At 68.6% G+C, this 24,173-nt stretch carries 23 protein-coding genes; 10 read left to right on the top strand and 13 right to left on the bottom strand.

Going from position 1 to position 24,173, the window contains the following annotated elements; genetic code table 11:
- The first annotated feature begins 66 nt into the window (after positions 1-66).
- A complete protein-coding gene (locus B2515_RS10525) occupies positions 67-1,356 on the top strand; it encodes an adenylosuccinate synthase (RefSeq protein WP_293876164.1) in 1,290 nt (429 codons plus the stop codon).
- A gap of 65 nt (positions 1,357-1,421) precedes the next feature.
- Here the strand turns inward: B2515_RS10525 and B2515_RS10520 are convergent, their stop codons facing one another.
- The 6 genes from B2515_RS10520 to B2515_RS10495 form a co-directional block, all read right to left on the bottom strand.
- The gene (locus B2515_RS10520; RefSeq protein ID WP_293876163.1) at positions 1,422-1,868 is read right to left on the bottom strand and encodes a hypothetical protein; all 447 of its coding nucleotides are present in this window, start codon (positions 1,866-1,868) and stop codon (positions 1,422-1,424) included.
- Positions 1,869-1,936: 68 nt separating this feature from the next.
- Positions 1,937-3,007 carry a chorismate synthase gene (gene aroC, locus B2515_RS10515; RefSeq protein ID WP_293876162.1) on the bottom strand — a complete coding sequence of 357 codons (1,071 nt, stop codon included), beginning with the start codon at positions 3,005-3,007 and terminating at the stop codon, positions 1,937-1,939.
- Positions 3,004-3,531, bottom strand: a complete 528-nt coding sequence (locus B2515_RS10510; RefSeq protein ID WP_293876161.1) for a GNAT family N-acetyltransferase — start codon at positions 3,529-3,531, stop codon at positions 3,004-3,006. The genes aroC and B2515_RS10510 overlap by 4 nt, the downstream gene beginning before the upstream one ends.
- Positions 3,528-4,331, bottom strand: a complete 804-nt coding sequence (fabI, locus tag B2515_RS10505) for an enoyl-ACP reductase FabI (RefSeq protein WP_293876160.1) — start codon at positions 4,329-4,331, stop codon at positions 3,528-3,530. The genes B2515_RS10510 and fabI overlap by 4 nt, the downstream gene beginning before the upstream one ends.
- Entirely contained in the window at positions 4,328-5,278 is a 951-nt protein-coding gene (locus B2515_RS10500) for a YihY/virulence factor BrkB family protein (RefSeq protein ID WP_293876159.1), read from the bottom strand. The genes fabI and B2515_RS10500 overlap by 4 nt, the downstream gene beginning before the upstream one ends.
- Positions 5,279-5,286: 8 nt before the next feature.
- On the bottom strand, positions 5,287-6,228 hold the full coding sequence (locus B2515_RS10495; RefSeq protein WP_293876158.1) for a J domain-containing protein: 942 nt from the start codon (positions 6,226-6,228) through the stop codon (positions 5,287-5,289).
- Positions 6,229-6,326: 98 nt separating this feature from the next.
- Here B2515_RS10495 and B2515_RS10490 point away from each other — a divergent pair, with 98 nt between their 5' ends.
- Positions 6,327-6,587 (top strand): hypothetical protein, encoded by a 261-nt coding sequence (locus tag B2515_RS10490; RefSeq protein ID WP_293876157.1) that lies wholly within the window; start codon positions 6,327-6,329, stop codon positions 6,585-6,587.
- Positions 6,588-6,641: 54 nt separating this feature from the next.
- Here B2515_RS10490 and B2515_RS10485 read toward each other — a convergent pair whose 3' ends face one another.
- The 4 genes from B2515_RS10485 to B2515_RS10470 all read right to left on the bottom strand — a co-directional run bounded on the left by B2515_RS10485 (position 6,642) and on the right by B2515_RS10470 (position 13,508).
- Entirely contained in the window at positions 6,642-7,526 is an 885-nt protein-coding gene (locus tag B2515_RS10485) for a transglutaminase family protein (RefSeq protein WP_293876380.1), read from the bottom strand.
- 8 nt (positions 7,527-7,534) lie between these two features.
- Positions 7,535-10,009 (bottom strand): circularly permuted type 2 ATP-grasp protein, encoded by a 2,475-nt coding sequence (locus B2515_RS10480; protein WP_293876156.1) that lies wholly within the window; start codon positions 10,007-10,009, stop codon positions 7,535-7,537.
- A gap of 109 nt (positions 10,010-10,118) precedes the next feature.
- A complete protein-coding gene (gene ligD / locus B2515_RS10475) occupies positions 10,119-12,605 on the bottom strand; it encodes a DNA ligase D (RefSeq protein WP_293876155.1) in 2,487 nt (828 codons plus the stop codon).
- A gap of 39 nt (positions 12,606-12,644) precedes the next feature.
- Positions 12,645-13,508 (bottom strand): Ku protein, encoded by an 864-nt coding sequence (locus B2515_RS10470; RefSeq protein ID WP_293876154.1) that lies wholly within the window; start codon positions 13,506-13,508, stop codon positions 12,645-12,647.
- Between the two features lie 115 nt (positions 13,509-13,623).
- Here B2515_RS10470 and pdxH point away from each other — a divergent pair, with 115 nt between their 5' ends.
- Genes pdxH through B2515_RS10455 form a run of 3 tightly spaced genes read left to right on the top strand, consistent with a single transcriptional unit; the run spans position 13,624 to position 15,952 of the window.
- On the top strand, positions 13,624-14,202 hold the full coding sequence (pdxH, locus tag B2515_RS10465) for a pyridoxamine 5'-phosphate oxidase (RefSeq protein ID WP_293876153.1): 579 nt from the start codon (positions 13,624-13,626) through the stop codon (positions 14,200-14,202).
- Positions 14,199-15,146 (top strand): cation diffusion facilitator family transporter, encoded by a 948-nt coding sequence (locus B2515_RS10460; protein ID WP_293876152.1) that lies wholly within the window; start codon positions 14,199-14,201, stop codon positions 15,144-15,146. The genes pdxH and B2515_RS10460 overlap by 4 nt, the downstream gene beginning before the upstream one ends.
- 11 nt (positions 15,147-15,157) lie before the next feature.
- Entirely contained in the window at positions 15,158-15,952 is a 795-nt protein-coding gene (locus tag B2515_RS10455) for a PhzF family phenazine biosynthesis protein (RefSeq protein WP_293876151.1), read from the top strand.
- A gap of 161 nt (positions 15,953-16,113) precedes the next feature.
- Here B2515_RS10455 and B2515_RS10450 read toward each other — a convergent pair whose 3' ends face one another.
- Complete coding sequence (locus tag B2515_RS10450) at positions 16,114-16,368, bottom strand: UvrB/UvrC motif-containing protein (protein ID WP_293876150.1); 255 nt, start codon at positions 16,366-16,368, stop codon at positions 16,114-16,116.
- The gene (gene mnmA / locus B2515_RS10445) at positions 16,365-17,477 is read right to left on the bottom strand and encodes a tRNA 2-thiouridine(34) synthase MnmA (protein WP_293876149.1); all 1,113 of its coding nucleotides are present in this window, start codon (positions 17,475-17,477) and stop codon (positions 16,365-16,367) included. Before mnmA ends, B2515_RS10450 begins: the two co-directional genes overlap by 4 nt.
- 136 nt (positions 17,478-17,613) lie before the next feature.
- On the opposite strand from mnmA, the gene B2515_RS10440 reads away from it, so the two are divergent.
- The 3 genes from B2515_RS10440 to B2515_RS10430 all read left to right on the top strand — a co-directional run bounded on the left by B2515_RS10440 (position 17,614) and on the right by B2515_RS10430 (position 18,655).
- Positions 17,614-17,889, top strand: coding sequence for a hypothetical protein (locus tag B2515_RS10440; RefSeq protein ID WP_293876148.1), 276 nt, complete (start codon positions 17,614-17,616; stop codon positions 17,887-17,889).
- Positions 17,890-17,992: 103 nt separating this feature from the next.
- Positions 17,993-18,292, top strand: coding sequence for a DUF1153 domain-containing protein (locus tag B2515_RS10435; protein WP_140872437.1), 300 nt, complete (start codon positions 17,993-17,995; stop codon positions 18,290-18,292).
- A gap of 105 nt (positions 18,293-18,397) precedes the next feature.
- Positions 18,398-18,655, top strand: coding sequence for a GlsB/YeaQ/YmgE family stress response membrane protein (locus tag B2515_RS10430; protein ID WP_163957784.1), 258 nt, complete (start codon positions 18,398-18,400; stop codon positions 18,653-18,655).
- Positions 18,656-18,730: 75 nt separating this feature from the next.
- On the opposite strand, the gene B2515_RS10425 is transcribed toward B2515_RS10430, so the two are convergent.
- Positions 18,731-19,453 (bottom strand): SIMPL domain-containing protein, encoded by a 723-nt coding sequence (locus tag B2515_RS10425; protein ID WP_414711386.1) that lies wholly within the window; start codon positions 19,451-19,453, stop codon positions 18,731-18,733.
- Between the two features lie 209 nt (positions 19,454-19,662).
- Between B2515_RS10425 and B2515_RS10420 the strand changes: the two genes are divergently transcribed.
- Together B2515_RS10420 and B2515_RS10415 are read left to right on the top strand one after the other, a co-directional pair.
- On the top strand, positions 19,663-20,838 hold the full coding sequence (locus B2515_RS10420; protein ID WP_293876147.1) for an efflux RND transporter periplasmic adaptor subunit: 1,176 nt from the start codon (positions 19,663-19,665) through the stop codon (positions 20,836-20,838).
- A gap of 1 nt (position 20,839) precedes the next feature.
- Entirely contained in the window at positions 20,840-24,067 is a 3,228-nt protein-coding gene (locus B2515_RS10415; protein ID WP_293876146.1) for an efflux RND transporter permease subunit, read from the top strand.
- Positions 24,068-24,173 lie beyond the last annotated feature (106 nt).

The raw sequence follows: 24,173 nt of genomic DNA, 5'->3' as shown, positions 1-24,173 counted from the left end.
CACCCGTCGCGCCGAGTCCTGTCGAAGGGCGCGCGGGTTCGCTGTGGCAGGGGGAGTTCCGTATCCATGGCCAATGTAGCAGTGATCGGCGCGCAATGGGGCGACGAGGGCAAGGGCAAGATCGTCGACTGGCTTGCCGAGCGCGCCGACATGGTCGTTCGCTTCCAGGGCGGGCACAACGCCGGTCACACGCTCGTCGTCGGCGAGAACGTCTACAAACTGTCGCTGCTCCCCTCGGGTATCGTCCGCGGCACCCCGAGCGTCATCGGCAACGGCGTCGTCCTCGATCCCTGGGCGCTGAAGGCGGAGATCGAGCGGCTGGCGGCACAGGGCGTGGGGGCGACGCCGGAGACGTTGCGCATCGCCGACAATTGCGCGCTGATCCTGCCGCTGCACCGCGACCTCGACGCGCTGCGCGAGGATGCGAGCGGCGCGGGCAAGATCGGCACGACCCGGCGCGGCATTGGCCCGGCCTATGAGGACAAGGTCGGCCGTCGCGCGATCCGCGTCTGCGACCTCGCGCATCTCGACGACCTTGGGCCGCAGCTCGACCGGCTGCTCGCGCATCACGACGCGCTGCGTGCCGGCTTCGGGTCGCCCGCGATCGATCGCGCGGCGCTGATCGCCGAACTGCGCGAGATCGCTGATTTCGTCCTGTCCTTCGCCAAGCCGGTGTGGCGCGATCTCAACGAGGCGCGGGCGGCGGGCAAGCGCATCCTGTTCGAAGGCGCACAGGGCGTGCTGCTCGACGTCGATCACGGCACCTATCCCTTCGTCACCTCGTCCAACACGATCGCCGGCACTGCGGCGGGCGGTTCGGGTCTGGGACCGGCGGCGGTCGGCTTCGTGCTCGGCATCGCCAAGGCCTATACGACCCGCGTCGGTTCGGGTCCGTTCCCCACCGAGCTGGAGGACGAAACCGGCGAGCGCCTCGGCGTGCGTGGCCATGAATTCGGCACCGTCACCGGGCGCAAGCGCCGCTGCGGCTGGATCGACACGGTGCTGCTGCGCCAGTCGGCGGCGGTCGGCGGGATCACCGGCATCGCCCTGACCAAGATCGACGTGCTCGACGGGTTCGAGACGGTGAAGATCTGCACTGGCTATCGCCTGCGTGGGGAGGAACTCGATTATTTCCCGTCGCATGCCGCCGATCAGGCCGCGGTCGAGCCGGTCTACGAGACGATGGAGGGCTGGCAGGAATCGACCGCCGGCGCACGCAGTTGGGCGGACCTGCCGGCGCAGGCGATCAAGTATATCCGCCGCGTCGAGGAACTGATCCGTTGCCCGGTCGCGCTGGTGTCGACCAGCCCGGAGCGGGAGGATACGATCCTGGTCCGCGATCCCTTCGCGGACTGATCGGGACACGAAAAAGCCGGGTGGCGTGGACCACCCGGCTGTTCGAGCCTCACATCGGTGACGGCTTATTGCGGCGGCGTGGTGCCACCGGTGGTGGTGCCGGTCGTTGTTCCACCCATGGTACCCGTCGTCGACGTGCCACCCATCGTACCCGTGGTGCCGGTGCCGCCCATCGTCCCGGTCGTCGTACCGGTGCCGGTGCCCGTCGTGCCGCCCATCGTGTCGGTGGTCGACCCGGGGGCCGGCGTCGTTGTCGTGGTCGAGTTGTCGACGCCGGTCGCACTGCCACTGGTGCCGGCGCGCGTGCTGCGCCCGCGCTTCGACGATTTGCTCTGGGTAGTGGTCGTCGTCGACATCGTCGAATCGGTGGGCGACGTGGTGGTCGTCTGGCCGCCCATCGTGCCGGAGGTCGTACCCATCGTCGAACCGGCGGTGCCTCCGGTCGTGGTCTGAGCATAGGCTGCGGCCGGGATCAGCATGGCAGCCGCCATGATTGGAATGACCTTACGCATTGTTCTCTCCTGCAAATTCTTGCCCGCCCCCAACGGGTAGGACAGGAGAGGGTTCCAATTATTAACCGTTAGCGCCCCGTCTGGCCCCGGTGCAGCAACGCCTGGTCGGCCAGGACGAGCGCCACCATCGCCTCCACGACCGGCACGCCGCGAATGCCGACGCAGGGGTCGTGGCGGCCTTTGGTGGCGATATCGGCGGCGTTGCCGCTGCGGTCGATCGTCTCGACCGGGGTCAGGATCGAACTGGTCGGCTTGAACGCGACCCGCACGCGGATCGGCTGGCCCGTGGCGATGCCGCCGGTGATCCCGCCAGCGTGGTTGGCGAGGAAATCGGGGCCGTCGGCGCCGGGCCGCATCGCATCGGCATTGCCTTCGCCGGTCAGTGCCGCGGCCGCGAAGCCATCGCCGATCTCGACGCCCTTCACCGCATTGATCCCCATACAGGCGTGCGCCAGCTCGGCATCGAGCTTGGCATAGAGCGGCGCGCCCCAGCCGGCGGGCACACCGGTCGCCTCGCACGCGACCACCGCGCCCAGCGACGATCCCGCCTTGCGCGCGCCGTCGACCAGCGCCTCCCACCGCGCCGCCGCGGCGCGATCCGGGCAGAAGAACGGATTGTCGTCGATCGCCGCATCGTCGAACGCGGCATAGTCGATGGCGTCGCCACCGATCGCCTCGACCCAGCCACGGATGCGCACCTGCGGGATCACCAGCCGCGCCACTGCTCCGGCGGCGACGCGCGACGCCGTCTCGCGCGCCGACGACCGCCCGCCGCCACGATAGTCGCGAAAACCATATTTGGCGTCATAGGCGTAATCGGCATGACCCGGACGATAGGCGAGCGCGACCTCGGAATAGTCCTTCGAACGCTGGTCGACATTCTCGATCATCAGGCTGATCGGCGTCCCCGTCGTCCGTCCCTCGAACACGCCCGACAGGATGCGCACCTGATCGGGCTCGCGCCGCTGTGTCGTGAAGCGTGACGTGCCGGGGCGGCGCTTGTCGAGCCACGGCTGGATATCCCCCTCGGTCAGCGCGAGTCCCGGCGGGCAACCGTCGACGACGGCGCCGATCGCCGGACCGTGGCTCTCGCCCCAGGTGGTGAAGCGGAACAGATGACCGAAGGAATTGATGCTCACGATGGGGACCCCAGCCTGGCGAATGCCGCCGCATGCGTCGCGTTGCCGCGGACGCCGCAGGGGATCAAGCCACCCTGCAGGGGCAGGGCCATGAAATAGTCGCCGGCATAGGGCGAGGCGAAGCCATGGGCGAGGTCCACGGCGAACCCGAACCTGCCGTAGAAATCCGGCTCCCCGAGCGCGAAGCACAATACGACACCGGCCGTTTCGAGATGTTCGACGCCGGCACCGATCAGCGCCTCGGCCACACCCTGACGCCGCCATTCACGATCGACCGCGATCGGTGCCAGCGCAGCGGAAGGCACCGCCTTGTCGCCGATCGTCACATCCATCCGGCTGAAGGCGACCAGTCCGGCGAGCGTCCCGTCGCTTTCGTCTTCGGCAACGAGGACGAGGATCATATCGCCATCCACGCACAGATCGCGGACCAGCACGGCTTCGTCGGGTGCCGGAAAACAGTCCCGCAGCAGCGTGTCGATGGCCGCGACGTCGTCGCTGCGCGCCGGCCGGACGGCGACGGTCACGCCAGCGCGATGTCCGGGGCGTCTTCTGCCTTCATACCGATGACGTTGTATCCTGCGTCGACATGGTGGATTTCGCCGGTCACGCCGCTCGACAGGTCGCTGAGCATGTAGAGGCCGGCGCCGCCGACGTCCTCGATCGTCACCGTGCGGCGCAGCGGCGCGTTCAGCTCGTTCCACTTCAGGATATAGTTGAAATCGCCGATGCCGCGTGCCGCCAGCGTCTGGATCGGGCCGGCGGAGATGGCGTTGATGCGGATGTTGTCGGGGCCGAGATCGACCGCGAGATATTTGACGCTCGTCTCCAGCGCCGCCTTGGCGACCCCCATGACGTTGTAATGGGGAATGACCTTTTCCGCGCCATAATAGGTCAGCGTCAGGATCGACCCGCCCTCCGGCATCAGCCGTCGTGCGCGCTGCGCCACCGCGACCAGCGAATAGGCGGAGATGTTCATCGTCATCAGGAAATTGTCGAGCGTCGTGTCGTAATAGCGCCCGCGCAGCTGCGATTTGTCAGAAAAGCCGATCGCATGGACGACGAAGTCGATCCGGGGCCATTCCGCCGCCAGCGCGTCGAAGGTCGTATCGAGCGCCGCCATGTCGGACACGTCGCAATCGAACAGCCGCGCCACGCCCAGCTGCTCGGCAAGCGGGCGCACCCGCTTTTCCATCGCCGCGCCCTGGTAGGAAAAGGCCAGCTCCGCGCCATGTTCGGACAATTGCTTGGCGATGCCCCAGGCCAGCGACTTGTCGTTCGCCAGACCCATGATGAGCCCACGCTTGCCCGCCATCAAACCCGTCACGCCGTCTTCGCCTCCATCTTGGTCGTGTTCCCCTGTAGCGCCGGTTCCGGCGGTTCCGCCAGTGCCGCGTTGAGATGCGCGCCGAACACCAGTCCCAGCCCGATCAGATAGAAGAACAGGAGCATCACCACCACACCCGCCAGACTGCCATAGGTCAGGTCGTAGCCGCCGAGCTGCGCCAGCACCTTGGGCAGCAGTGCCGTCATGCTGATCCACCAGCCGGCGGTGAACAGCGCACCCGGCCATTTCGGACAATCGGTATCGCGATATTTGGACGGCGTCACCGAATAGAACAGCAGATAAAGCGCGCCGAACATCACCAGCCCCGGGATGATCCGCGACAGCCCGACCCAGCCCGCGATTCCTTCCGCGAACGGCACCAGCCGGTAGATGAACTGCTCTGCCGCGGTGAGGATACCCTGCACCAGGAAACTCATCAGCGCGATGACGACCGACAGGATGATGACGCCCGACGACGACAGCCGCGAGCGCCAGAACGGCACGCTCGCCTTCACGCCATAGGCGCGGTGGAAGATGTCGCGGATCGTCTCGACGAAGCTGCCGACCGTCCACAGGCCGACGAGGCCGCCCAGCCACAGCAGCGATCCGGTCCGCGCGACCAGCACGTCGGCGATCGGCTTGCGCAGGATATCGGCGACGTTGGGCGGCAACACGTGGAGGAACGAGGCGACGGCGCGCTGCGTCTCCTCGCTCTGCCCCAGCAGCGACAGCACCGCCGCGGCGGTTATGAAGAACGGAAACACCGTCATCAGCGCCAGATAGGCAAGGTTGCCGGCATGGATGAAGCCGTCGTTGAACACGCCGAGCGCGGCGCGTTTCGTCACCTCCAGCGTCGCCGGTCCCGGCTTGAGCTTGGCGAGCTGATGGCGGGCACCGTGGCGCTGGTGCGCTCGGTCTTCGGGCGTAAGGGCTGTCGTATCGGTCACGTAGGCGGTCAGACGCCCATCGCCGCCCGTGGGTTCCGCGTGTCGCTCCACTCCGCCACGAACCGTTGCAGCGCGGCATCGTCGGCCGGCACGTCGATCACCAGCGTCACCAGTTGGTCGCCGCGGCTGCCGTCCTTCTTGTGAAAGCCCTTGCCCTTCAGGCGTAATGTCTTGCCCGACGTCGTCCCCTTGGGGATGGTCAGCATCACCGCCTTGTCGACGGTCGGCACGCGCACCGCGCCGCCTGCCACCGCCTCGCCCAGCGTGATCGGCAGGTCGAGCCGCACGTCGTCGCCGTCGCGGGTGAAGAAGCGGTGGCCCTGCACCTCGATCGAGACGATCGCGTCGCCCGCGCCGCCCGGCCCCTGTTCGCCCTTGCCGGTGAGCTTCATCTGCGTGCCGGTCTCGACCCCGGCGGGCAGCTTGAGGTCGATCGTCTTGCCGTCGCCGAGCGTCACGCGCTGCGGGCTCAGGGTCGCCGCGTCGACGAACGGCACCTGCAGGCGATAGGTGACGTTGCCGCCCTTGGGTTGCGCCCGCCGGCCGAAGCCGCTGGCGAAGCCGCCGCCGCGCGTCTGGCCGCCGAACAGCCCTTCGAAGATGTCGCTCATGTCGCCGTCGCCGCCGCCGAATTCATAGCCGGCGCTGCTGAACCCGCCGCCCGGCCCGCCGGCGCGGCCGCCGCTGCCCGGCCGGGCGCCGCCGCCATAGCCGAACGGCGAGGCGGGGTTGCCGTCGCCGTCGATCTCGCCGCGGTCGAAGCGCGCGCGCTTGTCCTTATCGGTCAGCAGGTCATAGGCGTTGGTGACCTGGCTGAAGCGCTCCGACGCCTTGGGATTGTCCTTGTTGCGATCGGGATGCAGCTCTTTGGCCAGCTTGCGATACGCTTTCTTGATGTCCGCCTCGGACGCGCCGCGGGCAACGCCCAAGGTCTGATATGGATCGGCCATTGGTTCCCCATTGGTGTATTAGGCGCCTATGTGGGGGAGGGCGGCGCGCAACGCAATCATGCCGTGGATCGTTTGGACAGGCACGAGGAGATGCGACCATGACCGACAAGCAGCCGATGCAGGCGATGAGTACGACCCACGACGGCGCGAAGGACGGTGTCGGCGATGAGCCGGCCAAGCAAGGGGGCGGCGAAAGCGGCGGCGGCGCCTATCCCAATCCGCACACGGGCAAGGGCAAGCAGGAGGATGTCGGCGGCGGCTTCCTGGGCCATGGCGGACAGAGTCATGTCGCTTATTCCGGCCCGGGCGACGGCGATACGGACGAGGCGGTCGGCAACGACAATGCCGTGACGAAATAGGCGTTCGCCCTCACCCTTCCCGTCGAAGGGTGAGGGCAGGCGTGGGGCGGCTGCCTATGCGTCGACCAGCGGCGCCACGTCGACGCTCACCGCCATGTTCTGCGCCTGCGATCCCAAAACGACGCCGTCGACCGGCGCGATCTCCGCATAGTCGCGGCCGACCGCCATCACGATATGGTCGCCCGCCATCCAGATGCCGTTGGTCGGATCGAGCCCGACCCAGCCCTTCACCGGCCCGCACCAGAGCAGCACCCACGCATGCGTCGCATCCGCGCCGACCAGCCGCGGCTGCCCCTCGGGCGGGATGGTGCGGATATAGCCGCTCGCATAGGCGGCGGGCAGGCCGGCGGCGCGCAGGCCGGTAATCATGATCTGCGCGAAGTCCTGGCACACGCCCTTGCGCTTCAGGAACGCCTCGTGCGGCGGCGTGTCGACCAGCGTCGCGGTCGCATCGAAGGTGAAATCATCCTGGATGCGGCGGGCAAGCGCGATCCCCGCCTCCAGCACGCCGCGCTGCGGATCGAGGTCGGCGGCGCAATAAGCGGCGATGCCATGGTCGAGCGGGATCAGCGGCGAGGGGAACAGGTAATTGGCGGGACTCGCCGCCGACAGGTCGCGGCTGGCGCGCGCCATCGCCGCGACCTCGCCGAGCGTCGGATCGCTCGCGTCCGGCACCGGCACCAGCCGGTCGACACGCATCCGTGAGCGGCTTTCGATCGTCAGGCTGCGCACCGGCGTGTCGATCACCAGCCGGGTGACGTTGGCGAGCCCCGCCTCGGCGCGGCCGGCGCTGGTGCGGCCGACCGGTTCGACGGTGAGCGCATAATCCTCCAGCACCTGTCCGGGCCAGTCGATCGGCTTCAGCCGCAGGTTGCAGCGCGCGAACTTGACGTTGCCGCCATAGTCGAACCGGGTGATGTGCCGGATATCGTAGAGCATCTCGCCGATCATGCCAGCGTCAGCCCCCCGGCGCGCAGCGGCTCCGCGCCCTGCAGGAAATACCGCCGAGCCACGGCTTCCGACAATTGTGCCAGCCGCCGTTCGAGGTCGCCGAGCGTATCGGGATCGAGCGTCGCCGCGGTCGTCATCGACAGCGCCGCCACCAGCGCGCGGCCGTGGACCTGTTGCGGTTCGGGCATGCCGTCGTCGCTCAGCACCGGCAGGTCGCGCAGTCGCTCGCCGATCCGCTCCGCCTGATAGGCGAGGCTGCGCGGATTGCCCGGATCGAGCGCGACGAGATCGACCACCGGCACGCGCGCGATCCCCGTCAGGTATCGTTGGCGATAGCTGATCTGGCTGTCGGCGAGGTCAAGCAGCGTCGACAGGTCGTCCGCGGTCGCGCCCGGCATGCCGAAAAGGCGCAGCGCCCGCGTCATCGCCATCGCGCGTTCGATCCGGCGGCCGAGGTCGTGGAACCGCCACGCCGCGGTGCGGCCCATATGCTCCGCCGACAGGCCGGCGATGGCGACATAGCGGCGCTGCAGCGAGCCGGCGCGGTCGAGCATGCCGCGATGCGTGGGGAAGGGCGCCTCGAGCAGGCGCACCATGTCCGCCGACAGCCGGTCGCGCGAACCCTCACCGATGCCGCGCGCCAGCCGGTTGATCGTCGCGACCGAATGCCACGCCTCGTCCTCCATCGCCTGCCGCGCGAAGGCGGTGAGGTCGCCGCGCTTGAGCGACAGCGGATGCGCCGCCGATCCGCCGCCGGCGATCAGGCCGACCAGCTTGCCCACAGTCGCCGCCGACAGCGCCGCGCCGCCGTCCGCGTCGATCGAATTGCCGAGCATGACGCGGATCGCCGCGAGCAGCGCCTCGCCGCGCTCGAGATAGCGGCCGAGCCAGTAGAAATTGTCCGCGACCCTGCTCGGCAGGGTGCCGGGGTTGCGGCGGACATGGTGCGAATCGGGCGCGGGCAGCAGCGACACCGGCTCGACCGTGTCGGCGCCGTGGATGCAGACGTCGGCCGACCAGGTGCCCTCGCCGAGCACGCTCGCGCGCGGATCGGTATCCTCGCCGATCCGCGCGAAGCCGCCGGGCAGCACCGTCCAGCCGCCGCTCGCATCGCGCGCCGCGAAGACGCGCAGCGTGAAGGGGCGGGGGACGAGCGCATCCTCGATCACCACCGGCATGGTCGACAGGCGCACGATCTCCTGCCCGACATAATCTTGCGGCCGGCGGATCATGTCGGCGCGCAGCGCGGCGCGCTGGCCGGCGTCGAGTTCGCCGCCATGCACCGTCCGCCCGCCGGGCAGGCCGAGCGGCACCGGGCCGAACGCCGATCCGATCAGCATGCGGTCGAGGTCCTCCTCGACATGCGCCAGCTCCGACGGCTGGCCGCACCACCAGGTCGCGATATTGGGCAGGTGCAGGCTCTCGCCGAGCAGCCGCGTCGCCAGCTGGGGCAGGAAGGCCCCGAACGCCGGCGCCTCCAGCACGCCTGCGCCGGGCGCGTTCGACAGCACGACATTGCCCGCGGCATAGGCATCGATCAGCCCCGGCACGCCGATCTGCGAATGCGAATCGAACGCCAGCGGATCGAGCATGCGCGGGTCGACGCGCCGCCACAGCGCATCGACGCGCTTCAGCCCGCCGATGGTGCGGACGTAGAGCTGGTTCTCCAGCGCGGCGAGGTCGGCGCCCTCGACCAGCAGCAGGCCGAGGTAGCGCGCCAGATGCGCCTGTTCGGGATAGCTGGGGTTGAACCGCCCCGGCGTCAGCAGGCCGATGCGCGGGTCGGCGCGGCGGCACATCGCGGCGATGCCGGCGCGGAAGGCGGCGAAGAAGGGGGCGTGGCGCTGGACGTTGATCCGCGCCTGCAGCCCGCCGAGGGTGCGGCTGACCGCCAGCCGGTTCTCCAGCGCATAGCCGGCACCGGCGGGCGCGCGCAGATGGTCGGCGAGCACGCGCCATTCGCCGGTCGGCCCGCGGCCGAGGTCGATCGCGATGAAGTGCAGATGCTTGCCGCCCGGCGGCTCCAGCCCGATCATCGGCCGCAGGAAATAGGGGCTGCCGGTGACCAATGCGGCGGGGATCAGGCCGCGCTCGACCAGCCGGCCGGGGCCGTAGAGGTCGGCGATCACGCTTTCCATCAGCTCGGCGCGCTGGACGACGCCGCGGCTGATCTGCGCCCATTCCTGCGCGTCGATCAGCAGCGGGACGGGGCTGACCGGCCACGGCCGCTCGTCCGCCTCGCCGATGATGCGAAAGCCCATGCCGATGTCGGCGGCGTGACGGCGGACGCGTTCGCGGACGTGATCGAGGTCGTCGGAGGCGACCGTCGCCAGCTCCTCGAACATCGCCGCCCAGGCGGGATCGTCGCTGCCGCACAGCACGTCGCCCGCGGTGGTCCGCGCGCAATAATCCGCGATCCAGCGCGCGGCATGCGTGTTCGCGTCGAATAAGGGCGCAGCCTGCGTCGCCATCGCTTGAGCGGTTCACCCCATGAAGTCCGCGCGCACCGTGTCGGGTTGCCTGCTGCGAGGCAACATAAAACAAAGATTTGCGATGCGGGGATCGATGCGCCCCGGGGATTCAGAGGTCCGGCAGTACCTGATCCGCCACGCCCCAGCCGGCGAGCGCGCGCGAGGTCGCGCGCTCGAGCAATTCCGCGGCATCGCGGACGCCCCAGCGCGCGGCGGTGTCGATGTCGCGCAGCTCCGTCCACGACACCGGCGCCGCCACCGGCGCGCCCGCCCGCGCCCGCGCCGAATAGGGCATGATCGCGGTGCTGCCGCGCTGGTTGCGCAGGTAATCGATGAAGATCCGGCCCTTGCGCTTCGCCTTGGTCATCACCGCGACGAAGCGGTCGGGATCCGCCCCGGCGAGCGCCCGGGCGAAGCGGTCGGCGAAGTCCTTCACCGCCGGCCATTCCGCCTGCGGGGTCAGCGGCACGACGACGTGCACGCCCTTGCCGCCCGACAGCAGCGGAAAGCTCACCAGCCCCAGTTCGGCGAGCTGCGCGCTGACATGTTCCGCCGCGCGCTTCGTGTCGGCGAAGTCGAGCGCCTCGTCGGGGTCGAGGTCGATGACCAGCCGGTCGGGCCGCTCCAGCGCGTCGATCGTCGATCCCCAGCCGTGGAATTCGATCGTCCCCATCTGCACGCAGGCGACGAGGCCGTCGGCGTCGTCGACGTAGAGATAGGGTTCGACCGACCCGTCCTTCTCGCGCACGTCGACATGGTGGACGTGCTCGCCGAAACTGCCCGCGTCGTGCTTCTGGAAGAAGCAGGCCTTGGCGCGTCCCTGCGGGCAGCGCACGAGGCTGATCGGCCGCCGCCCCGCCCAGGGCAGCAGGAGCGGCGCCAGCTGCGCATAGTAATCGGCCAGCTCGCCCTTGGTGACGTCGCTGTCCGGAAAGACCAGCCGGTCGCGGCTGCTGACCGTCACATGCACCTGTGGCGCGGCGGGGGCGGGTTCGGCGACCTCGGCCACGACCTGGTCTGCCGTCTTGTCGCCGCGCAGGCCGAGGAAGCTCGCATGGCGCAGCACCTGGTCGGGCGTCACCTCGGCAAAGGCGATTTCGGCGACGAGGTCGGGCCTGATCCACCGGGCGCCGCGCAACGCGACCTTGTGGGTCTTGAGGCTCGCCGCGTCGACGGACGGTTTTGCGACCGATAGCTTCGCCATCTGGGCCGACAGATCGTCCATCAGCTGCTGGTTGAAGCCGGTGCCGACCTTGCCGGCGTAGCGGAAGCCGTCGCCCTCGCGCAGCCCGAGCAGCAGCGACTTGAAGCCGCGCTTCTTGTCCGACGGCGTCCAGCCGACGATGACGAATTCCTGCCGTTGGATGCACTTGGCCTTCAGCCATGTCCGGTTGCGAGCACCGGCATAGGGCGCATCGGCGCGCTTCGACACGACGCCCTCCAGCCCCTCGCGGCACATCGTCGCGAACAATTCCTCGCCCGCGCCGAGGACATGCTCGGCGAACTGGAGGCGATCGCCGTTGGCGACGATGGCGCGCAGCCGCTCCTTGCGATCGACGGTGGACAGGCCGGTCAGGTCTTCGCCATCCTGTTCGAGCAGGTCGAAGGCGAACAATGTCATGGCGCCGCCATCCGCGATCGCATTCTTCAGCGTCGAGAAATCAGGCCGTCCGTCCTGGAACGCGACGATCTCGCCATCGATCAGCGCCGACGTCACCGGCAAAGCGGCGGCCGCCTCGGCGATCGCGGCGAATTTCTCGGTCCAGTCGAGCCCGCTGCGCGTGTAGACCTTCGCCCGTCCGCCACCGATCGCGATCATGGCGCGATAGCCATCGTATTTCACCTCGTGCAGCCAGCCGGTGCCGGCCGGCACGCTGTCGACCAGCGTACACAGCTGCGGCTCGCGGAACGCGGGCATGGCCTTGGCAGTACGGGAAGCACGTTTTTTGGCGGCGGCAGGTTTACGGCCCGCCCCCTCCGCCGGCCGTGCCGGTCCCCGTCGGCGTGGCGAGGAGGATTTGACGGGTTTCCCGTCGGCGATCTCCGCCATCGTCCGGCCGGTCGATACGCTGGTCAACGTCTCCTCCACCAGCACGTCCGTCCCGCCCGCGAAGGCATCGTCGATCTTGCGCAGCAGCCAGTTCTCGCGCTTTTCCTTCGCGCGGGGTTTCAGGCGGATGAGCAGCCATTCGCCCTTCATCCGCTCGCCATCCAGCGTGAAGTGCAGGTGCCCCTTGTCGAGGTCCTTCGCCGATTTGCCCGCGATCGGCGACCATGTGCCGCGGTCCCACAGCATCACGGTGCCGCCGCCATATTCGCTGGCGGGAATCGTCCCCTCGAACGTCGCATAGGACAGGGGATGGTCCTCGGTCCGGACCGCGAGCCGCTTCTGGTCGGGGTCGAGGCTCGGCCCGCGCGTCACCGCCCAGCTCTTGAGGACGCCGTCCACCTCCAGCCGCAGGTCCCAGTGCAGCCGCGTCGCGTCATGCTTCTGCACCATGAAGCTGTTGCCATGGCCGGGTTCGAGCGTGCCGGCGGGTTCCGCGGTCCTCGTGAAGTTCCGCTTGGCGTTATAGCGTTCGAGCGGATCGGTCATGTCCTCCCCTCCTTGGAAGGGAGGGGAGCGGGAAGGGGGTCAAGCACGCTTTTTCGCCGGGGCCTTCTTGGGCGCGGCCTTCTTCGCGGGCGGCGTCTTCTCCGCCGCCGCGCCGGATTTCTCCATCGACTTTTTCAGTGCCGCCATCAGGTCGACGACATTGCCGCCGGATTTCGTGCCGCCCTCGTCCTTGTCCTCGACGATCTTGCGGCCCTTCGCCTTGCGCTTGCGCTCAACCAAGTCCTTCAGCGCATCGACGTAGCGGTCATGGAATTCGTCCGGATCGAAGGTCGCGGTCTTCTTGTCGATCAACGCCTCGGCAAGGTCGAGCAGGTCGGCGTCGGGCTTCTGGTCGGGGATCTCGCGGAAATAGCCCTGCGCCTTGTTGACCTCGTCGGCATAGCGCAGCGTTTCCAGCACCATGCCGCGCCCGCACGGCTTCAGGCTGACGACATATTCGCGGCCCCGCATCGCCAGTTGCCCCAGCCCGACCTTCTTCGTGCGGCGCAGCGCCTCGCGCAGCACGATGAATGCCTCCTCGGCGAGATCGTCCGCCGGCACGACGAAATAGGGCTTTTCGTAATAGAGCACGTCGATCTCATGCGCGTCGACGAAATGGGTCAGCTCCAGCGTCTTCTTCGATTCCAGCTTCACCGCGTCGATCTCGTCCTGTTCCAGCAGCACGAATTCGCCCTTCGACACCTCATAGCCTTTCATGATCTCGTCGGTATCGACCGGGCCGACGCCGGTGACGATCTTTTCGTAATGGATCGGCTTGCCGGTCGGTTCGTGGATCTGCTTGAACGCCACCGACGCCCCGCTCTTGGTCGCGGCATAGATTTCGACCGGGATCGACACGAGGGCGAGCCGGATCTGTCCTTGCCAATAGGCACGTGCGGGCATGGGGCGTGGTTCTTTCCGTTGCGGAAGCGATTCAATTCATGGGGGAAAGACTCGTTCCGGCGCGTCGGCGCGGGCGTCCGTTCCCCCGATCGCAAACATGCGCTAAAGGGCGCCGATGGCCGACGATCCCTTCGCACTGTTCGACCGCTGGTATGCCGAGGCGCATGACAGCGAACCGAACGATCCCAACGCCATGGCGCTCGCCACCGTCGATGCGGCGGGACAACCGTCGGTGCGCATGGTGCTGTTGAAGGGCCATGGCCCGGACGGGTTCGTCTTCTACACCAACCGCGAGGGGCGCAAGGCGGCGGACCTCGCCGCGGTGCCGAAGGCGGCGCTGCTGTTCCACTGGAAGTCGCTGCGTCGGCAGATCCGGATCGAGGGACCGGTGGCCCTCGCCACCGACGGCGAATCCGACGCCTATTTCGCCAGCCGCGGCCGCGATTCGCAGCTCGGCGCCTGGGCATCCGACCAGTCGCGCCCGCTTGCCGACCGCGCGACGTTCGAGGCGCGCTTCGCCGAAGTGACCGAGCGGTTCGCCGGCGGCGACGTGCCGCGCCCGCCGCATTGGGGCGGCTATCGCGTCACGCCGCAGGTGATCGAATTCTGGCAGGACCGCGCGCATCGCCTGCACGAACGCCGCGTCTTCACCCGCTCGGGCGACGATTGGAGCGAGGGACTGCTGTTTCCATGACGCGCGACGAACAGCGCCGTTTCCTGCCGCTGGCGACGCGCGCCGCGCTCGCCAGCGTGGCGATGGCGTGTTTCCTGCTCGCGCTGAAGGGCTTCGCCGCGTGGCAGACCGGATCGGTGGCGATGCTCGGCAGCCTCGCCGATACCGCGCTCGACCTGCTCGCCAGCCTCGTCACGCTGTACGGCGTGCGCCTCGCCGCGACGCCCGCCGATCACGACCATCGCTTCGGCCATGGCAAGGCGGAGGCGCTGGCGGCGCTGTTCCAGGTCGCGCTCATCACCGCGTCGGCGGGCGCGATCGCGTGGCGCGCGATCGCCGCGCTGGGCGAGAACGGCCCGACCGCCGACGCGGAATTCGGCATCACCGTGTCGATCGTCGCGATCGCCGCGACCGTCGTGTTGCTCTGGTATCAGCGCCAGATCATCCGCCAGACCGGATCGGTCGCGATCATGGCGGACAACGTCCATTACCAGTCCGACGTCCTCCTCAACGGTTCGGTCATCGTCGCGCTGGTGCTCGACCAGTATCTCGGGCTGCACAAGGCGGACCCGATCCTCGGCATCGTCATCGCGCTGTGGCTGGCGTGGGGCGCGTTCCAGGCCTCGTCCAACGCGATCGACCAGTTGATGGACAAGGAATGGCCGGAGGACCAGCGCGCCGCCTTCCTCGACGTCGCCGCGCGCCAGCCTGGCCTCAAAGGCATCCACGATTTCCGCACGCGCCGCTCGGGCAGCCACGATTTCGCGCAATTCCACATGGAGGTCGATCGCAACCTGACGGTCGGCGCGGCGCACGACATCGTCGAGGGGGTGGAGCGCAACCTGCGCCAGACCTTCCCCAAGGTCGAGGTGCTGATCCACCTCGATCCCGAGGGGCATGTCGACACCGACAATCCGCTGGTCGAGGCGGACGTCACCCCCCATTGGTTCGGCAAACGCCTGTAAGGAACGATGTCGTGAGAATTCCCTTCGCCCAGATCGACGCGTTCGCGGAAAGCGCCTTTGGGGGCAATCCGGCGGCGGTGATGCCGCTGTCGGCGTGGCTCGACGATGCGGTGCTGCAGAACATCGCCTCCGAGAACAACCTCAGCGAAACCGCCTTTATCGTGCCGTCCGATGACGATGATGCGGATTTCGAGTTGCGCTGGTTCACCCCCGCCGCCGAGGTCGCATTGTGCGGCCATGCTACGCTGGCGAGCGGCCATTTCGTGCTGTCGTCCGACGACGACCGCACGACGGTGCGCTTCCGCACCCGGCAGGCGGGCGTGCTCGAGGTGACGCGCGAGGGCGACCGCTATCGCATGGCGCTGCCCGCCTGGGGGCCGGCGCCGAAGCCGCTCGACGCGATCGTCGCCGCGCTGGGGGTCGAGGCGATCGAGACGTTGTGGCACGACAGGGGCTATGCGCTGGTCGTCGTCGCCGACGAGGCCGCAGTGCGCGCCGCCCGGCCGGACGATCGCGCGCTGATCGCGGCGGGACCGATCGTCGCGATGGTCACCGCCCGGGGCGAACGGACCGACATCGTCAGCCGCGCCTTCACGCCTTATTTCGACATTCCCGAAGACCCGGTCACCGGCGCCGCGCATGCGGTCGCGGTGCCCTATTGGGCGGAAAAGCTCGGCACCGACCGGTTCACCGCCTTTCAGGCGAGCAGGCGCGGCGGCCTGCTGACCTGCGCGCTGGAGGGCGACCGCGTCATCCTGGGCGGCGCGTGCGTGACGGTGATCGAGGGGACGTTCCTGCTGCCATAGGGGGCGCGTGACGCTCGCCTCGCCGACCGCCGTCATTCCAGCGCAAACGGGGATGCATAGCGGCGATGGTCGCGGTGCGATCGCGAAGGCTGGCGTGTTTGCATCCCCGCCTGCACGGGGATGACGAATGGAGGTTGGGAGTGGGGCATACCCCCCGCCGCCTAACGCCCGCGGCGTTTCGTCATCGGATCGGGCTTCGCCGGTTTCACCCAGCCTGCCGGCGGGATCACGCGCGACTGGCTGGTGCCCAGACCCATCGCGCCCGGTTGCTGCCGCTCCAGCCCCGACGGATCGACGTCCGCGCCGCCGCTGCGGAGCAGGCTGATGCGGTCGCGCAGCCGACCGGCGGTTTCGAAATCGAGCGCGGCCGCGGCGGCTTCCATCTCCAGCCGCAGTGCCTCGATCGAGACGGTCATGCCGCCTCGGCGACCTCGGCCGCCTCCGTCGCCGCGATCCAGCCGCCGCCGAGCACGCGGCTGCCGGCATAGAGCACCGCCGCCTGGCCGGGCGCGACGCCATATTCGGGCGCGTCGAACAGCAGGCGGTCGCCGTCCAGTAGCGCCGGCACCGGCTTCGCCATCGAGCGCACCTTCGCGGTGATCGGCCCGGCATGGTCGCCGCCGATCCAGTTGAGCCCGGTGATCCGCGCCGCCCCCACCGCCAGCGCCGCGCGCGGGCCGACCACGACCTGACGCGCCGCCGCGTCGACGCGCACCACGTACAGGGGCTCGGGCGTGCCGCCGATCTCCAGCCCGCGGCGCTGGCCGACGGTGAAGTGGATGATGCCGCGATGCGTGCCGAGCTTGGCCCCGGACAGGTCGACGATATCGCCCGCGGTGTCCGCCTCCGGGCGCAGCTTGCGCACCAACCCGGCATAGTCGCCATCGGGGACGAAGCAGATGTCCTGGCTGTCGGGCTTGCCGGCGACGGCGAGGCCCATCTCCGCGGCGATCTCGCGCACCCGCGCCTTGGGCAGGCCGCCGAGCGGGAAGCGGAGATAGTCCACCTGCGCCTGCGTCGTCGCGAACAGGAAATAGCTCTGGTCGCGCGCCGGATCGGCACCGCGGTGCAGCTCCGCACCGGCCGGTCCGATCACCCGCTGCACGTAGTGACCGGTCGCGAGGCAATCGGCGCCGAGGTCGCGGGCGAGGCTGAGCAGGTCGGTGAACTTCGGCCCGGTGTTGCACTGGACGCAGGGGATCGGCGTGCGGCCTGCCAGATATTCGTCGGCGAAGGTGTCGACCACCGTCTCCCGGAACCGCGTTTCGTGGTCGAAGACGTAATGCGCGATCCCCAGCCGGTCGCAGACCGCGCGCGCGTCGCGGATGTCGCGCCCCGCACAGCAGCTGCCCGCGCGGCCGGTCGCCTCGCCATGGTCGTACAATTGCAGCGTCACGCCGATCGTCTCGGCGCCGGTCCGCGCCGCCAGCGCGGCCACCACCGAACTGTCGACGCCGCCCGACATCGCCACCACGATCCGCCTCGCGGCGGGATCGCCGGGCAGCTGGAAGTCCATATCGTCCATAGCGGTCCCATACCCCCTCCCGCCGGGAACCGCAAAGTAAGGAAGGTTCACATATTCTTTTCACGGGCTTTACCCCGCCTTCATCGCCTGTCCCCTAAGCCGCTACTCCCGAACGAGTAACACGAGTGTATCAGCGTTGGATCTCAGCTTCCCCGGCTTCGACAGGAACACGGAAGTCACCCAGCTTCCGGGCGACCTGGCGGTGCTCATGGTCGGGATCGCAGCACGGCAGACGGCGTCTCCGACCGCCGTCGCACAGGCACGGTTCGGCCGGATCGGCCATCCGTCCCGCTTGCTGCAACCGCTCGACGGTGCCTTCAACGGCCCGACGGCGGCATCGCTGGCGCAATGGCGCGTGGACGGCCGGCGGACCGGCGATCCGCCCCCGCCCGGCGCGGCGCCGCAAGAGTGAACGGGCCGTTTACCGTGGCGTTTCAGGCGATCTTCAAGACCGCCCGCTAAGGCAACAGTATCGCGTTTTGAGAGGGGGCCCCCGCCCCGATCGAGGTTGTAACATGATCGAGAACCAGAAAATCCGTCCTGCCAAAGTCATCGGTCCCCTGGGCGAATCGCTGACTTTGGATTCGCTGCCGCCGCCGTCGACGACGCGCTGGGTAGTGCGCCGCAAGGCGGAGGTCGTGGCGGCGGTCAACGGCGGACTGCTGACGGTGGACGAGGTCTGCGCGCGCTATGGCCTGACGGTCGAGGAATTCGCCGGCTGGCAGCGCGCGATCGACCGGTCGGGCATGCCCGGGCTGCGGGTCACCCGTATCCAGCATTACAAGTCGCTCTACGAGCGCCAGCAGAAATATTGAGGGGCGCGAACACGGTACGTCGCAAAACGAAACGCGTGCGGAACATTTATCCGGCCTCGTGAGTCTTTCCGACAGAGCCCACGCCGGGCGTAAACGGAGGGATTTATGGGTATCATTCTTTGGCTTATCATCGGCGGTGTCATCGGTTGGCTGGCTAGCATCATCATGCGCACCGATGCCCAGCAGGGCATCTTCCTGAACATCGTCGTCGGCATCGTCGGCGCGTTCATCGGTGGCCTGGTGATCTCGGGCGGCTCGATCAACAACGCGCCGCTCAACGTGACGTCGTTCCTGGTGTCGCTGCTCGGTGCGGTGATCCTGCTGGCGATCGTCAATCTCGTGCGTCGCGGCAGCGTCCGCTAAAGCACGCGCTTTCGCTTCGTCACGCGAAAGAGGAAAGGCCGCCCGGCACCCGGGCGGCCTTTTTCGTGCGCGTCGTTATTGTAGCAGGAACCGGACCGAGAGGGTGACGGTCACGTCCTTCTCGCCCGGTGCGATCTCGGTCTTGGCATCCGACGCCATCGCCCGCGCCAGGAACACCGGCTGCGGCCCCGGTGCGCCGGCATCCTGCCCGGTTTCGGCGATCGAGATCACCCGCACCACCTTCAACCCCGCCGCCGCGGCATAGAGATCGGCGCGCGCCCGCGCCTTCTTCACCGCATCGGTCCGCGCCTCGTCCAGCGCCGCCTCGGGCTTGTCGATCGACAGATTGGGGCCGTCGATCTGGTTCGCGCCCTGCGCCACCAGCGCATCGAGCACGCCGCCCGCCTTCGCGACCTCGCGGAAGCGGATGCTGACCGTGTTGGTCGCCTGATAGCCGGTGATCGCCGGCGCCTGCCCCTCGGTATAGCGATATTGCGGGCTCAGCCCGACGTTGGACGTGGCGAGATCGCGCGGCGCGACGCCGGCGCGCTTCAGCGCCGCGATCACCCGCGTCATCCGCTGCGCATTGTCGGCGAGCGCGGCGGCCGCGGTCGGCGCCTGCGACACCACTCCGGCGCGGATCGTCGCCACGTCCGGCACGCGCGTCGTCCGCCCTTCGGTACTGACGTCCAGCACCGTTCCCTGCGCCGGCACGAGCGGCTCGACCGTGGTCGGCACCGCCTGCGCCAGGGCGCCGGCGGGAATCATCACCGCTGCCAATGCTGTCAGATACTTCACTCGAGATTCTCCCGTCGCGTCGTTGCGATGCCGCTATCATGGCGGGACCTTGGTCAACCGTTGCTGAACGGCCGGAATCGTTGCGGAGGATACCGCTTTCGGGCATGGCGGCAACGGCTGTGCCAGCGGGGGCTTGAGCGCAGTGATATATTCAGATAACACAGCTGCGATATGCGATGGCCATGTGGCCGGACGGGGATGGGACAGGCATGAACGACTATCAGGGTTCGATCGGGCACGAGGAACGGCTGGCATTGCCGGGCGAACCCGCGCCGTCGGGCCGCGGCCGCACAATCGTCATCGCGCTGGTCGTCGTCGTGCTGCTGGCGATCGCCGCCTGGGCGATGTTCGGCCGCAAGAAGGCGGATCCCGCCGCCGGCACCAAGACCGAACAGATGCCCAGCGTCACCGTCGTCGTGCCCGGCCGCAAGACCGTCGACCGCACGCTGTCGGCGACCGGCACGCTGGCGGCGCGGCGCGAGATGCCGGTCGGCGTCGCGGGCGAGGGCGGGATGATTACCCGCGTGCTCGTCGAACCCGGCCAATGGGTCAATGCGGGACAGGTCCTCGCCACCGTCGACCGCTCCGTGCAGACGCAGACCGCGCAGTCGCTCGCCGCGCAGGTCGCCGTCGCCCGCTCCGACCAGTCGATCGCGCAGGCCGAGCTCGACCGCGCCCAGCAGCTGGTCGACCGCGGCTTCATCTCCAAGGCCGACCTGCAGCGCAAGGCCGCGACCCGCGACGCCGCCGCCGCGCGCGTGCAGGTCGCCGCCGCGTCGCTGCGCGAGGCCAATGCCCGCACCGGCCGGCTCGATATCCGCGCGCCCGCCGCCGGCCTCGTCCTCACCCGCGGCGCCGAACCGGGCCAGATCGTCAGTTCCGGCTCTGGCGTGCTGTTCCGCATGGCGCAGGGCGGCCAGATCGAGATGCGCGCGCAGCTGTCCGAGGCCGATCTCGCCTCGCTCCACACCGGCGCGCGCGCGCAGGTGACGCCGGTCGGCAGCGACCGCACCTTCGCGGGCGAGGTGTGGCAGGTGTCGCCGATCATCGATCCGCAGACGCGCCAGGGTATCGCCCGCGTCGCGCTCCGCTACGATCCCGCGTTGCGGCCCGGCGGCTTCGCCTCGGCGACGATCGTCGGTGGTGCCGCGGTCGCGCCGCTGCTCCCCGACAGCGCGTTGCAGAGCGACGAAAAGGGCAGCTTCGTCTATATCATCGACAAGGACGACAAGGTCGCGCGCCGCAACATCCGGATCGGCCAGGTCTCGGATGCGGGTGTCACCGTGCTGTCCGGCCTCGATGGCACCGAACGCGTCGTCCGCTCCGCGGGCGGGTTCCTCGCGCCGGGGCAGAAGGTGAAGCCGATCGCACAGAAGGCGAGCTGACATGAGCTTTCGCAACATCTCCGCCTGGGCGATCCGCAACCCGGTCCCGCCGCTCGTCCTGTTCTTCGCGCTGACGCTGGCGGGCATCGTCAGCTTCATGCGGATGGACGTGAACAACGATCCGGACATCGATTTTCCGGTCGTGATCGTCGTCATCAGCCAGCCCGGCGCCGCGCCGACCGAGCTGGAGAACCAGGTCACCAACCGCGTCGAATCCGCGGTCCGCTCGCTGCAAGGCATCGACGAGATCACCTCGACCGTCACCGAAGGCTCGTCGACTACCGTCGTCCAGCTCGCCATCGGCACGCCGATCGACCGCGCCGTCAACGACACCCGCGACAAGATCGCGCAGATCCGCAGCGATCTGCCCGAAGGCATCCTCGAACCGCAGATCTTCCGCGCCGACACGACCGATCAGGATCTCGCCAGCTATTCGGCGATCGCCAGCGACATGACCGTCGAACAGCTCAGCTGGTACATCGACAACACCGTCGCCAAGGAATTGCTGTCGGTTTCCGGCATGGCCGCGGTCAACCGCAACGGCGGCGTCAGCCGCGAGATCCGCGTCATCCTCGATCCGCTCAAGCTGCAAAGCCAGGGCCTGACCGCGAGCCAGGTCAACCAGCAGCTGCGCCAGATCAACCTCAACGCGGCAGGCGGCCGGGCCGAGATCGCCGGCTCCGAACAGTCGGTGCGCGTGCTCGGCAACGCCCGGAACGCCAACCAGCTGGCCCAGACGCTCATCAACGTGGGCGGCGGCCGCACGGTCCGGCTCGGCGACATCGCCACCGTCCGCGATCTCTATGCCGAACAGCGCAGCCGCGCCGCGGTCGACGGGCGTCAGGCGATCAGCTTCGACTTCCAGCGTGCCAAGGGTGCCTCCGACGTCAGCGTCTTCAACGAGGCGGTCAAGAAGCTGGAGGCGCTGGAGAAGCGCAATCCGGGCGTCCATTTCGTGCTCCGCTCGAACAGCGTCAAATACACCGAGGCGCAATACGAATCGGCGATCCACGCAATGATCGAGGGCGCCGTGCTCGCGGTGCTCGTCGTGCTGCTGTTCCTGCGCGACTGGCGCGCGACGATGATCTCGGCGCTGGCGATCCCGCTGTCGGCGATCCCGACCTTCTGGTTCATGGAATTGCTCGGGTTCAATCTCAACCAGATGACGCTGCTCGGCCTCAGCCTCGTCGCCGGCGTGCTGGTCGACGACGCGATCGTCGAGATCGAGAATATCGTCCGGCACATGCGGATGGGCAAATCCGCCTATCAGGCGTCGATCGACGCCGCGGACGAGATCGGCCTCGCCGTGCTCGCCACCACCATGTCGATCGTCGCGGTGTTCATGCCGGTCAGCCTGATGCCGGGCATCTCGGGCCAGTATTTCCAGAATTTCGGCCTCACCGTCGTCGTGTCGGTGCTGATGAGCCTCGCCGTCGCGCGGCTCATCACGCCGATGATCGCCGCCTATTTCCTCAAGAGCTTCGGCCACGCCAGCCATGGCGAGGGGCGCGCGATGGACGCCTATATGGCGGTGCTGCGCTGGACGCTGGACAGCGCGAAGCAGAAGGCGAGCGCGGCGCGCGGCGGCTACCACCGCGTCACCAGCCGCTGGCGCGATCACCGCGTCTGGATCATGGGCCTCGGCGTCCTGACCTTCGTCGCCACCATCCTGATGTTCGGCGCGGTGCCGATGCAGTTCCAGCCGCCGCAGAACAACGACGATTCGACCGCGACGATCGAGATGGTCCCCGGCACCACGCTGGCCCAGACCGATGCGGTCGTCACCCGCGTCGCCGACCTGCTGCGCCGCCAGCCCGAGGTGTCGTCGGTCTATGCCCGCACGGGCGGCGGGCAGGGCGTCAACACCGGCCGCGTCACCGCGACGCTGCGCGACGACCGCAAAGTCACCAGCACCGAATTCGAACGCAACCTTGCGCCCGAACTCGCCCGGATCGCCGATGCCCGCGTCGGCTTCCGCTCGCAGTTCGGCTGGGGTTCGTCGGGCCGCGACATGACGATCGTGCTCGGCGGCGACGATCCCGACCTGTTGCAGAAGACCGCGAGCACGCTGGTCGATCAGATGGCGACGCTGCCGACGCTCAGCCAGCCGCGCATCTCGGGCAACCTCCAGCGGCCCGAGATCGTGATCCGTCCGCGCTTCGACCTCGCCGCCAACCTCGGCGTGACGACGCAGGCGCTGTCCAGCGCGATCCGCATCGCGACGCTGGGCGACATCGACCAGAATTCGGCACGCTTCTCGCTCTCCGACCGTCAGGTGCCGATCCGCGTCGCGCTCGACCAGGGCGCGCGGACCGAGCTGTCGACGATCCAGAACCTGCCGGTCGCGACCCAGTCCGGCGGTTCGGTGCCGCTGTCGCTGATCGCCGACATCAGCCTCGGTTCCGGCCCGACGCAGATCGACCGCGTCAACCAGCAGCGCCGCATCGCGGTCGGCGCCGATCTCGCGCCCGGCATCGTCTCCGGCATCGCGCAGAAGCAGATCGACAATCTGCCGATCATGAAGAACCTGCCGCTCGGCGTAAACCGGCTGACGCTGGGGCAGGCGAAGTGGCAGCAGGAGATGCTGACCAACTTCGTCGTCGCGGTCGTCTCCGGCACCTTCCTCGTCTTCGCGGTACTGGTGCTGCTCTATCGCCGCGCGCTGCCGCCGTTCGTCAACATGGCCTCGCTGCTGCTCGCGCCGCTGGGCGGGCTGATCGCGCTCTGGGCGACGGGCAATCCGCTGTCGCTGCCGGTGTTCATCGGCCTGCTGATGCTGCTCGGCATCGTCGCGAAGAATTCGATCCTGTTGATCGACTTCGCGCTGGAGGAGATGAACAAGGGCGTCGATTCGCTCACCGCGATCATCGATGCCGGCCACAAGCGCGCACAGCCGATCGTGATGACCACCGTCGCCATGGTCGCCGGCATGATCCCGACGGCGCTGTCCCTCGGCGGCGACGGGTCTTGGCGCGCGCCGATGGGAATCGTCGTGATCGGCGGGCTGATCCTGTCGACTTTGCTGACGCTGGTGATCGTGCCGGCGGCATTCAGTCTTGCGGTCGGGATCGAACGCTATGTCGGGCCGCGGCTCGGCCGGCGCCTGCTCACCTATCGCCCCGGCGACGACGGCAGCACCGTGGTCGGCATCGCCGGCCCGCACATCCCGACAATCGGCCCGGTCCCCGCCGGCCGCCTTGGTCACGAGGGCGAACAGCCGGCGGAGTGACGGCGTATCGGGGATATTCCGGTCGCTCCAATATCGTCATTCCCGCGCGGGCGGGGATGACGAAGGGGGCGGGGCGGCGATCTCCCGCCGATCCCTCTTGAACATT

It is taken from the genome of Sphingomonas sp. UBA978 (assembly GCF_002292295.1).
In the GTDB taxonomy this organism is placed as follows: domain Bacteria; phylum Pseudomonadota; class Alphaproteobacteria; order Sphingomonadales; family Sphingomonadaceae; genus Sphingomonas.
This window is presented reverse-complemented; position numbering and strand designations above follow the sequence as displayed.

Bases quoted from the DNA above. Each gene is read 5' to 3' on its own strand.
- B2515_RS10485 (WP_293876380.1), bottom strand. From the start codon at position 7,526: ATGCTCTACGATATCCGGCACATCACCCGGTTCGACTATGGCGGCAAC.
- B2515_RS10420 (WP_293876147.1), top strand. From the start codon at position 19,663: ATGAACGACTATCAGGGTTCGATCGGGCACGAGGAACGGCTGGCATTG.
- B2515_RS10460 (WP_293876152.1), top strand. From the start codon at position 14,199: ATGACGCGCGACGAACAGCGCCGTTTCCTGCCGCTGGCGACGCGCGCC.
- B2515_RS10525 (WP_293876164.1), top strand. From the start codon at position 67: ATGGCCAATGTAGCAGTGATCGGCGCGCAATGGGGCGACGAGGGCAAG.
- B2515_RS10450 (WP_293876150.1), bottom strand. From the start codon at position 16,368: ATGACCGTCTCGATCGAGGCACTGCGGCTGGAGATGGAAGCCGCCGCG.
- pdxH (WP_293876153.1), top strand. From the start codon at position 13,624: ATGGCCGACGATCCCTTCGCACTGTTCGACCGCTGGTATGCCGAGGCG.
- B2515_RS10520 (WP_293876163.1), bottom strand. From the start codon at position 1,868: ATGCGTAAGGTCATTCCAATCATGGCGGCTGCCATGCTGATCCCGGCC.
- B2515_RS10495 (WP_293876158.1), bottom strand. From the start codon at position 6,228: ATGGCCGATCCATATCAGACCTTGGGCGTTGCCCGCGGCGCGTCCGAG.
- B2515_RS10415 (WP_293876146.1), top strand. From the start codon at position 20,840: ATGAGCTTTCGCAACATCTCCGCCTGGGCGATCCGCAACCCGGTCCCG.
- B2515_RS10430 (WP_163957784.1), top strand. From the start codon at position 18,398: ATGGGTATCATTCTTTGGCTTATCATCGGCGGTGTCATCGGTTGGCTG.
- mnmA (WP_293876149.1), bottom strand. From the start codon at position 17,477: ATGGACGATATGGACTTCCAGCTGCCCGGCGATCCCGCCGCGAGGCGG.
- ligD (WP_293876155.1), bottom strand. From the start codon at position 12,605: ATGACCGATCCGCTCGAACGCTATAACGCCAAGCGGAACTTCACGAGG.
- B2515_RS10490 (WP_293876157.1), top strand. From the start codon at position 6,327: ATGACCGACAAGCAGCCGATGCAGGCGATGAGTACGACCCACGACGGC.
- B2515_RS10470 (WP_293876154.1), bottom strand. From the start codon at position 13,508: ATGCCCGCACGTGCCTATTGGCAAGGACAGATCCGGCTCGCCCTCGTG.
- B2515_RS10435 (WP_140872437.1), top strand. From the start codon at position 17,993: ATGATCGAGAACCAGAAAATCCGTCCTGCCAAAGTCATCGGTCCCCTG.
- B2515_RS10480 (WP_293876156.1), bottom strand. From the start codon at position 10,009: ATGGCGACGCAGGCTGCGCCCTTATTCGACGCGAACACGCATGCCGCG.